Below are 8,839 nucleotides of genomic sequence, written 5' to 3'. Positions count from 1 at the left end.
TGCTCACGTGTTACTCACCCGTTCGCCGCTCGAGTACCCCCGAAGGGGCCTTTCCGCTCGACTTGCATGTGTTAAGCACGCCGCCAGCGTTCGTCCTGAGCCAGGATCAAACTCTCCATCAAGGTCCCAACGACAAGCCCCGGGGGCGAACCCGGAACCCGCCAAACCTCATGAAGGATCCGAAGATCCCAGCATGCGATCCGAAGACCGCTTGCCTCAAAGAAATCCCCACCCCGAACCACAAGGATCCGAGGCCACGGGGTGACCAGGCGCATCGCCTGATCTATAAAGGCACTGGCTTTTAACACGCTGTTGAGTTCTCAAGAAACGGACACCCACCGAACTCCCCCGCGGACTTCCTCCGCGGCTTCGCTCCGTGGCGACTCGCTTACTTTATCAGTCCCGCCCGGCTTGTCAATTTCCGGCCGATTCCGATTCCGCAGTTCCCGTCCGCTTTCGCGGCCGTTCCCTGCGGCCCTTCTATTTCACCAGATCCGATCCGATTCGCAAAATCGAGCCTTTTCTGGCGCCACCACTCGCAGGGCACGACTGAGCGCCGTGTCCTGATGATCGTGGTGGGTTTCCCCCGGTCGGCCGCGGCGACAGCGCGCGTCCTGCATCCCGTGGGGACGAGGTGCCAACTTACGCGCTCCTCCGCGCGCATGTCAAACCGGTCCCGTCCGGAATACCTCCGCCCCGGTCGGCGCTGCCCGGACACATGGCTACAAGTGATCTTCGGGAGGACCCCGTGGCGGGACGGACGGCGCTGGTGCTGGGCGGTGGCGGTGTGGCGGGCATCGCGTGGGAGGTCGGCGTGCTCGTGGGGCTCGCCGAGGCCGGCGCCGACGTGCTCGGCGCCGATCTCCTCGTGGGAACGTCCGCCGGTTCGTCGGTCGCCGCGCAGGTGGCGGCCGGGCTCGCGCCGGACGAGCTGTACGCCCGGCAGACCGACCCCGCCCGGCAGAACCGCGAGTTCATCCCGGAAGGCGTGTCGCTGGAGCGGGTGTGGGAGCAGTTCACCCGCTTCCAGGCCGAGTACTCCGACCCCGGCGAACTCCGCCGCCGGGTCGGTGCTGAGGCGCTGGCCACCGAGACCGTCCCGGAGGAGGAGCGGTACGCGGTGATCGAGGGGCGGGTTCCGGTGCGCGCGTGGCCGGAGCGTCCGCTGCTGATCACCGGGGTGCACGCCACGACGGGCGAGCCGGTGGTGTGGACGAAGGAGTCCGGCGTGCCGCTGGTGGACGCCGTGGCGGCGAGCTGCGCCGTCCCGGGGATCTGGCCGCCGGTGACGATCGACGGCGCCCGGTACATCGACGGCGGGATGCGGACGATCGTGAACGCGGATCTGGCGGCGGGTTCCGCGCGCGTCCTGGTCGTGGCGCCGCTCACCGATCCGGCGCTGGACGAGCAGGTCGCGGCGCTGCGGGAGGCGGGCGCCGTGGTCGATGTGATCGTCGCGGACGAGGCGTCCGTCGCCGCGTTCGGGACCGATCCGCTCTCCCCCGAGACCCGCGTGCCGTCCGCCGAGGCGGGCCGTGCGCAGGGACGGGCGGCGGCGTCCGAGGTCGCCGCGCACTGGGCGGCCGAGGCCTAACGCGCGGGCCGCCGCCTTCCCGACCGGGGGGCGGCGGCCCGTTCGCGTCTCAGCGAGGAGAGGCCGTCTCCTCGCGGATGCGGTTCCAGGCGGCGAGGATGTGGCGGCGTTCGGTCTTCGTCCCGCCGATCGCGACCCGCATCAGGACGCGACCGTCGACCTTGGTGTGGGTGAGCAGGAGGTCGCCGGACGCGTTGAGCCGGTTCATCGCGTCCAGGGTGGCGGCGTTGGCGTCCTCGACGCTCAGGCCGTCCCACCGGGGACGGAAGCAGACCAGCCCGAACGGGTGGTCGGGGCGGACCTCGTACCGCGGATCGGCGGCGATCAGGGCGGCGAGCTCGTCGGCGAGGCGGGAGCCCAGGCGGATGTGCTCGCGCAGTCCCTCGGCCCCGTACCAGCGGATGACCGACCACAGTTTCAGTGCCCGGAAGCGGCGTCCGAGCGGGATCTGCCAGTCGCGGTAGTCGATGACCTCGCCCGAGGTGCTCGCCTGGTTCCGCAGGTACTCGGGGAGGATCGACAGGGCCTCCAGCATGGGGGCGCGGTCGGCCATCCAGAGCAGGGTGCAGTCGAAGTTGGTGAGCATCCACTTGTGCGGGTTCGTCGAGTAGGACGCGGCGTACTCGGCGAGCCCGTCGTTGACCCAGCGGAACTCGGGGCAGACGGCGGCGACGCCCGCGTAGGCGGCGTCCACGTGGAGCCAGACGTCGTGCCTGCGGCAGATCTCGCCGATCGCGGGGACGGGGTCGACGGCCGTGGTGGAGGTCGTGCCGACGGTCGCGCAGACCATGGCGGGCGTGGCTCCGGCGGCGACGTCCTCGGTGATCAGGGCGTCCAGGTGGGCCGGGTCCATGGCGAGGGTGACCGGGTCGACGTCCACGACGCGGACGTTGGCCGCGCCGACGCCGGCGACGCGGGCGGCCTTCTCCAGCGACGAGTGGGTCTGCGAGCTGATGTAGAGGGTGTAGCGGCGGTCGATGCCGTCGCGTCCGGGCGCTCCGCCGCCCGCGCGGTGCAGGGCGGACAGCAGCGAGACGAGGCAGGCGCTGGACGCCGAGTCCTGGATGACGCCGTTGCCGCGGAAGGCGGCGGGCAGGTCGAGGAGCTCGGCCGTCCAGTCGGCGACGCGGGTCTCCAGTTCGGTGGCGGCGGGGCTGGTCGCCCACATCATGCCCTGGACGCCGAGCCCGGAGGAGAGCAGGTCGCCGAGGATGCTCGGCCCGGTGGCGTTGGACGGGAAGTAGCCGAAGAACGAGGGGTGCTGCCAGTGGGTGAGACCCGGCACGACGTCCCGTTCGAGGGCGGCGAGCAGGCCGTCGAAGCCCTCGCCCTTCTCGGGCGGGTGCTCGGGGAGCGCGGCCAGCACGTCGCCCGGTCTCGCCCGCGACATGACCGGCCGGGACTCGATCGACTCGTGGTAGTCGGCGATCCAGTCGATGACCTGCTTGCCGTACCGCCGGAACTCCTCCGGTGTCATGTGGCCCGCCACCACACCTCCTCAGCTCGGACGAACGCTCCGCGCGCCGGATCTGCCCCGGTTCGTGCGGGCGTGGGCAGCATACGCAGGCGACGTCCCGTGCTTCCAGAGGTGGGCGGCGGGCCGCGGGGTCAGCAGTTGCCGGTGACGGGCCTGCCCTGGAAGCGGTCGTTCAGGAAGTTGGTCATGTCCGGCCATCCGTCGACCATGCCGAGGACGTGCTCGGCGAGCGGGTAGGTCTCCCAGGTCAGGTTCGCGCCGGCCTTGCACCAGGCCTTGTGCAGCTCGTCCGCCTGGGCGTAGGGCACGAGCTCGTCGGCCGCGGCGTGGCCCTGGAAGACCGGCATGGACGGCTTGACGCCGCCGAGCCTGTTCTCGGCGAAGCGCGCGAGCCACGCGGGCGAGTCGAGCGGGTTCTTCGTCGTGAAGTCGGTGATGTGGCGGAAGGCGGTGTTGGTGATCGCGCCGACGCCGTCCACGCCGACCAGGCACACGTTGCTGTTGGCGGCCAGGAGCTTGCGGCCGGCGTCGTTCAGGTAGTCGTCGAGCTTGAGCTCGGGGTAGGCGGTGTCGTAGCCGACCGCGGACAGGAACGCCAGGCCCATGCCGACGCTGCCGTCCAGGAACCTGCCGACCGCGACCAGGTCGCCGGGGACGCCGCCGGCGCTCGCGCCCTTGATCTTCAGTTCGGGCGCGTAGGACGCGGCGAGCTCGGCGGCCCAGCCGGTGGAGCCGCCGCCCTGCGAGTAGCCCATGAGCCCGACGGGGGTGTCGGCGGACAGCCCGGCGGCCGGGAGGCGCTCGGCGGCGCGGGCCATGTCGAGGACGGCGCGGCCCTCGGACTGCCCGACCGTGTAGGTGTGGATGCCGGGGGTGCCGAGGCCCTCCATGTCGGTGACGGCGACGGCCCAGCCCTTGTTCAGCAGGTCGTTGATGAAGAACTGCTCGTAGTCCAGGCCCTGGGAGAGGGTGTAGGACGGCGCGCACTCGTCGCCGATGCCGCGCGTCCCGACGCCGTAGGAGATCAGCGGGCGCGCGCCGCCGCCGTTCCAGGGGGTCTTCGGCACCAGGACGGTCCCGGAGACGGCGATGTCCTTCCCGGTCGCGTTCACCGAGCGGTAGAGCACCTGGGTGGACGTCACGGACGAGGACATCGGGTAGTTCGCGGCGCGGGAGCGGATGACGTCGCCGGGTCGTCCCGGCGGGAGCGGGGCGGGCGGCTGGTAGAAGGCGTCCTTCTCGGGCGGGACGGTGTCCGCCCGTGCCGTTCCGGCCGGGAGCGCGGCCGTGGCGGCGGCCAGGACGGCCGCGATCACGGCCAGCGCGCGGGGGGTTCTCACCTGGGCCTCCTCGGGGTGGGCCGCCGGACGGCCGGCGCCGTCCGGCGTGTGCCCCCGCAATGTGACAGCAGTCACGGCTGCGGCATAGGTGCCGGATGATGAAAAAAGGCCGGGCCCTGTCAGACGGCTGACAGGGCCCGGCCGGTACCGGTCAGCGCGCGGCGACCGGGGCGGTGCGACTCAGCGGGCGGCGACTGGGGCGGGTTCCTCGACGGGGGCCGGGGGCCTGCGGGTGAGGACGTTGAAGACGAGGTTCAGCACGATCGCGGTGATGCTGCCCAGCGTGATGCCGCTGTTCAGGATGGCGGCGACGTCGCGGGGCATGTGCTCGCCGAACGCGGGGATCGTGGCCGGCACGAACGCGATGCCGATGCTGGTCCCGACGACGAGGGCGTTGCGCTCGTCGCGGAGGTCGGCCTGCGCGAGGGTCTGGATGCCGACGACCGCGACCATGCCGAACATGGCCATGGCCGCGCCGCCGAGGACGTCCGGCGGGATGGACGCGACGTAGGCGGCGGCCTTCGGGAACAGTCCGAGGACCATCATGATGAACCCGGCGGCGACCACGACGAACCGGCTGCGGACGCCGGTGAGCCGGACGAGCCCGACGTTCTGCGCGAAGCAGGTGTAGGGGAAGGCGTTGAGCGTCCCGCCGAGGACGGTGGACAGGCCGTCGGCGCGCAGGGCGCGGGTGACGTCGCCGTCGGTGACGTCCTTGCCGACGATCTGCCCGGTGGCCTTGGAGTCGCCGACGGTCTCGACGACGGTCACCATCATGACCAGCAGCATCGCGACGACCGCGCCGATGTGGAAGGTCGGCGCGCCGTAGTGGAACGGGGTGGTGACGCCGAGCCAGTGAGACCGTCCGACCTGGTCGAAGGTGGTGTCGCCGAGCAGCCACGACAGGGCCGTCCCGCCGACGAGGCCGAGCAGGACGGCGACGCTCGACAGGAACGGCCGCCGCAGCCGGTACAGCAGCAGGATGAAAAGGACCGTTCCACCCGCGTACGCGAGGTGCTTCCAGCTCCCGAACTCGGGCTTGCCCTTGAGCGCGGCGCCGCCCGCGGCGTCGGTGAGCGCGTTCGGGACGAGCAGCAGGCCCATGATCGTCAGCACGGTGCCGGTGACGACGGGCGGGAACAGCCGCAGCGCGCGGCCGAGGAAGGGCGCGGCGAGGAACATCACGACGCCGGAGGTGATGGTCGCGCCGTAGATGGCGAGCAGCGCGGCCGTGGGGGTGGCCGCGCCCTGCCCGATGGCGATCATGGGCGCGACCGCGGTGAAGGTGACGCCCTGCACGATGGGCAGCCGCACGCCGATCTTCCAGAAGCCCCACGCCTGGATGATCGTGGCGATGCCGCAGGTGAACAGGTCCGCGTTGATCAGGTACACGAGCTGCTGGGGGGACAGCCCGATGCCGCTCGCCACCAGGATGGGGACGACGACGGCTCCGGCGTAGAACGCCAGGACGTGCTGGAACCCGTAGAGGGCCAGCCTGGGCAGGGGGAGCACCTCGTCCACGGGGTGCTTCCGCGTGCCTTCCTCCGACATGCCTGCCTTGCCTTTCGAACGGTAGGTGAATGACATGCGTCGCGGCCCCGGCCGGGGGCGGGGTGCCGAGGCGGAGAACCTATCGTCCGGTTTGCCCGGAGTTATCGGTGGGGGCCGGTTGACCTCGGCAAACGCCGGGCGGATCATGGCGGCATGGAGCTGGAGCAGCCGGAGCGGGACGAGGCGCTGGCCGCCTACGCGGGCCTCCCCGCCGACGAGGCCGAGGACCGGGCGCGGGGCAACGGCTGGACGGTCGTCCGGCGGCTGCCGCCGGGCGCGGTGGTGACGATGGAGTACCGGCAGGGCCGGATCAACTTCACCGTCGTGGACGGCCGGGTCACCGAGACCTGGGCCGGGTGACCCGCCCATTCGGCGCTGCCCGGAGGGGCGGGCGGGTCAGGACGGGCGGCGGAGGCCCTCGAAGAGCAGGCGGGCCAGGCCGTCCGCCACGGCGTCCCGGGTCATGCCGCCGTCGGGGCGGTACCACTCGGTGAGCGAGTTGACCGCGCCGAACAGGACGCGTCCGGCGAAGCCCGGGGGGACGTCGTCGCGCACGCCGCCCTCGGCGGCGGCGCGCGCGACCAGCTCGGCGACGCGGTGGTCGAACTCGCGGCGGCGTTCCAGGGCGCGCCGCTCGACCGCGGAGTTGCCGCGCACCCGCAGCAGCAGCGTCACGTAGGGCTGCTCGTCGACCAGGACCCGGACCGCTCCCCGGACGGTCCGCTCCAGCCGCTCGGTGGCGGTGACGGGCCGGTCGAGCTCGGCGTCGAGCACGGCGAACAGCGCGTCCAGGGCGCGGTTGACGGCCAGTTCGAGCAGCTCCTCCTTGCCGGACACGTGGTGGTAGATCGCGGACTTGGTGATGCCGAGCCGCCGGGACAGCTCCTCCATGCCCGTGCCGTCGTAGCCGCGCTCGTTGAACGCGGCGACGGCGACGTCCAGCAGGGTGGCGCGGTCGTAGCCGGGGCGTCCGCGCCGTCCTCCCGTGACCGGTGTGGTGCTCATGCCCGTCACTGTGACACAGCCTCGGGACCGTTCCCGCGGCGGGCGAGCTCGCGCGACCGGCCGCGGAACTCGGCGACGATCTCGTCCCCGCGGCGGATCGTGACGTCGTAGACGCCGCTGCGGCCGTACCGGACGCGCTCGCGGGCCTCGGCGTGCAGGACGTCCCCGGCGTAGGCGGACGCGACGAAGGTGATGTCGGCGCCGGCGGCGACGGTGACCGGCCCGTGGCTGTTGCAGGCGCACGCGAAGGCGGTGTCGGCGAACAGGAACAGGTACCCGCCGTGGGCGAGGCCGTGCCCGTTGACCATGCTCTCGGTGACGGTCATCCGCAGGTCGGCGGTGCCGGGGCCGGCGTCCAGCAGCTCGATGCCGAGTTCGGCGGAGGCCCGGTCGGCGTGCATCATCGCCCGCACCGGGCCTTCGTGCGTGTCGGTCATGTCCGGTCCCTCCGGGGGTGTCTTGCCGTGGACGGGTGCCATCCCCCAGACTAATTACTGAACGAATGGTCGGTAAGGAAGTGGGGCCGATGACGCAGACCACGACCGACGCGGGCGGCGGGCCGGGCGGCGGAGCGGGCGGCGGGGCGGACGCGGACCGCCTCCAGGCGCACTTCGACGAGGTGATCGCGCACGACCGGCGGATCGAACCGCGCGACTGGATGCCGGACGCGTACCGGAAGACCCTCGTCCGGCAGATCGCGCAGCACGCGCACTCGGAGATCATCGGGATGCAGCCGGAGGGCGCGTGGATCACCCGCGCGCCGTCGCTGCGCCGCAAGGCGATCCTGTTCGCCAAGGTGCAGGACGAGGCGGGCCACGGCCTGTACCTGTACGCGGCGGCGGAGACGCTCGGCGTGGACCGCGCGGACCTGACCCGGCGGCTGATCGAGGGCCGGCAGAAGTACTCGTCGATCTTCAACTACCCGACCCTGTCGTTCGCCGACGTCGGGGTGATCGGCTGGCTGGTGGACGGCGCGGCCATCTGCAACCAGGTGCCGCTGTGCCGCAGCAGCTTCGGCCCGTACGCGCGCGCGATGGTCCGGATCTGCAAGGAGGAGTCGTTCCACCAGCGGCAGGGCTACGAGCTGCTGCTGACGATGATGCGCGGCACCGAGGCGCAGCGCGCGATGGTCCAGGACGCGGTGGACCGCTGGTGGTGGCCGTCGCTGATGATGTTCGGGCCGCCGGACGAGGCGTCCCCGAACTCGGCCCGGTCGATGGCCTGGAAGATCAAGCGGCACAGCAACGACGAGCTGCGGCAGCGGTTCGTGGACATGACCGTCCCGCAGGCGGAGAAGCTGGGCGTCACGCTGCCCGATCCGGAGCTGCGCTGGAACGCCGAGCGCGGCCGGTACGACTTCGGCACCCCGGACTGGGACGAGCTGAAGCGCGTGATCAGCGGGGACGGCCCGTGCAACGAGGAGCGGATCGAGCGCCGCCGCCGGGCGCACGAGGACGGCGCGTGGGTCCGCGAGGCCGCCGCCGCGCACGCCGCGAAGCAGGCCGCGAGGCGGGACCGGGACCGGGACCGGGACCGGGGACACGATCGGGACCGGAAACACGATCGGGAGGCGTCGTGAGCAATGCGGACTGGCCGCTGTTCGAGGTGTTCGTGCGCGGCAAGCGCGGCCTGAACCACGTCCATGTCGGGTCGCTGCACGCGGCCGACGCGCGGATGGCGCTGACGCACGCGCGCGACCTGTACACGCGCCGGAACGAGGGCGTGTCGATCTGGGTCGTCCGCTCGTCGGACATCACCGCCTCGACGCCGGACGAGAAGGACCCGTTCTTCCAGCCGAGTGGCGACAAGGTGTACCGGCATCCGACGTTCTACGACATCCCCGACGACGTCCCGCACATCTAGGGAGGCGAC

The 8,839-nt window shown here is 71.9% G+C and carries 9 protein-coding genes and 1 rRNA gene; 4 read left to right on the top strand and 6 right to left on the bottom strand.

Annotated elements, in window-relative coordinates:
• A 16S ribosomal RNA gene (locus tag ACFPCY_RS23305) occupies positions 1-122 on the bottom strand; the annotation flags it as partial.
• A gap of 626 nt (positions 123-748) precedes the next feature.
• On the opposite strand from ACFPCY_RS23305, the gene ACFPCY_RS23300 reads away from it, so the two are divergent.
• Positions 749-1,594 (top strand): patatin-like phospholipase family protein, encoded by an 846-nt coding sequence (locus ACFPCY_RS23300; RefSeq protein ID WP_378258425.1) that lies wholly within the window; start codon positions 749-751, stop codon positions 1,592-1,594.
• A 49-nt stretch (positions 1,595-1,643) separates the two neighbouring features.
• Here the strand turns inward: ACFPCY_RS23300 and ACFPCY_RS23295 are convergent, their stop codons facing one another.
• The 3 genes from ACFPCY_RS23295 to ACFPCY_RS23285 form a co-directional block, all read right to left on the bottom strand.
• The gene (locus tag ACFPCY_RS23295) at positions 1,644-3,083 is read right to left on the bottom strand and encodes a pyridoxal-dependent decarboxylase (protein WP_378258423.1); all 1,440 of its coding nucleotides are present in this window, start codon (positions 3,081-3,083) and stop codon (positions 1,644-1,646) included.
• Positions 3,084-3,202: 119 nt separating this feature from the next.
• Entirely contained in the window at positions 3,203-4,411 is a 1,209-nt protein-coding gene (locus ACFPCY_RS23290) for a lipase family protein (RefSeq protein WP_378258421.1), read from the bottom strand.
• A 180-nt stretch (positions 4,412-4,591) separates the two neighbouring features.
• A complete protein-coding gene (locus tag ACFPCY_RS23285) occupies positions 4,592-5,962 on the bottom strand; it encodes a nucleobase:cation symporter-2 family protein (RefSeq protein WP_378258419.1) in 1,371 nt (456 codons plus the stop codon).
• A 153-nt stretch (positions 5,963-6,115) separates the two neighbouring features.
• Between ACFPCY_RS23285 and ACFPCY_RS23280 the strand changes: the two genes are divergently transcribed.
• The gene (locus ACFPCY_RS23280; RefSeq protein WP_378258417.1) at positions 6,116-6,322 is read left to right on the top strand and encodes an I78 family peptidase inhibitor; all 207 of its coding nucleotides are present in this window, start codon (positions 6,116-6,118) and stop codon (positions 6,320-6,322) included.
• Between the two features lie 36 nt (positions 6,323-6,358).
• On the opposite strand, the gene ACFPCY_RS23275 is transcribed toward ACFPCY_RS23280, so the two are convergent.
• Positions 6,359-6,967: a TetR/AcrR family transcriptional regulator gene (locus ACFPCY_RS23275; protein ID WP_378258415.1), complete on the bottom strand. Its 609-nt coding sequence runs from the start codon at positions 6,965-6,967 to the stop codon at positions 6,359-6,361.
• A 5-nt stretch (positions 6,968-6,972) separates the two neighbouring features.
• Positions 6,973-7,404, bottom strand: coding sequence for a hydroxyphenylacetyl-CoA thioesterase PaaI (gene paaI / locus ACFPCY_RS23270; RefSeq protein ID WP_378258413.1), 432 nt, complete (start codon positions 7,402-7,404; stop codon positions 6,973-6,975).
• A gap of 89 nt (positions 7,405-7,493) precedes the next feature.
• Between paaI and paaA the strand changes: the two genes are divergently transcribed.
• Together paaA and paaB are read left to right on the top strand one after the other, a co-directional pair.
• Positions 7,494-8,546 (top strand): 1,2-phenylacetyl-CoA epoxidase subunit PaaA, encoded by a 1,053-nt coding sequence (gene paaA, locus ACFPCY_RS23265; protein ID WP_378258411.1) that lies wholly within the window; start codon positions 7,494-7,496, stop codon positions 8,544-8,546.
• Complete coding sequence (gene paaB, locus ACFPCY_RS23260; protein WP_378258409.1) at positions 8,543-8,830, top strand: 1,2-phenylacetyl-CoA epoxidase subunit PaaB; 288 nt, start codon at positions 8,543-8,545, stop codon at positions 8,828-8,830. Before paaA ends, paaB begins: the two co-directional genes overlap by 4 nt.
• Positions 8,831-8,839 lie beyond the last annotated feature (9 nt).

Origin of the sequence: Actinomadura gamaensis (genome assembly GCF_042652125.1) — a bacterium.
GTDB classification, from domain to species: Bacteria; Actinomycetota; Actinomycetes; order Streptosporangiales; family Streptosporangiaceae; genus Spirillospora; species Spirillospora gamaensis.
Note: the sequence above shows the minus strand (reverse complement) of the source record. Positions and strands in the feature narration are given on the sequence as shown.

What these genes read in the sequence shown, in the direction of transcription:
- ACFPCY_RS23285 (WP_378258419.1), bottom strand. Translation starts at nt 5,962, where the DNA reads ATGTCGGAGGAAGGCACGCGGAAGCACCCCGTGGACGAGGTGCTCCCC.
- paaI (WP_378258413.1), bottom strand. Translation starts at nt 7,404, where the DNA reads ATGACCGACACGCACGAAGGCCCGGTGCGGGCGATGATGCACGCCGAC.
- ACFPCY_RS23275 (WP_378258415.1), bottom strand. Translation starts at nt 6,967, where the DNA reads ATGAGCACCACACCGGTCACGGGAGGACGGCGCGGACGCCCCGGCTAC.
- paaA (WP_378258411.1), top strand. Translation starts at nt 7,494, where the DNA reads ATGACGCAGACCACGACCGACGCGGGCGGCGGGCCGGGCGGCGGAGCG.
- ACFPCY_RS23280 (WP_378258417.1), top strand. Translation starts at nt 6,116, where the DNA reads ATGGAGCTGGAGCAGCCGGAGCGGGACGAGGCGCTGGCCGCCTACGCG.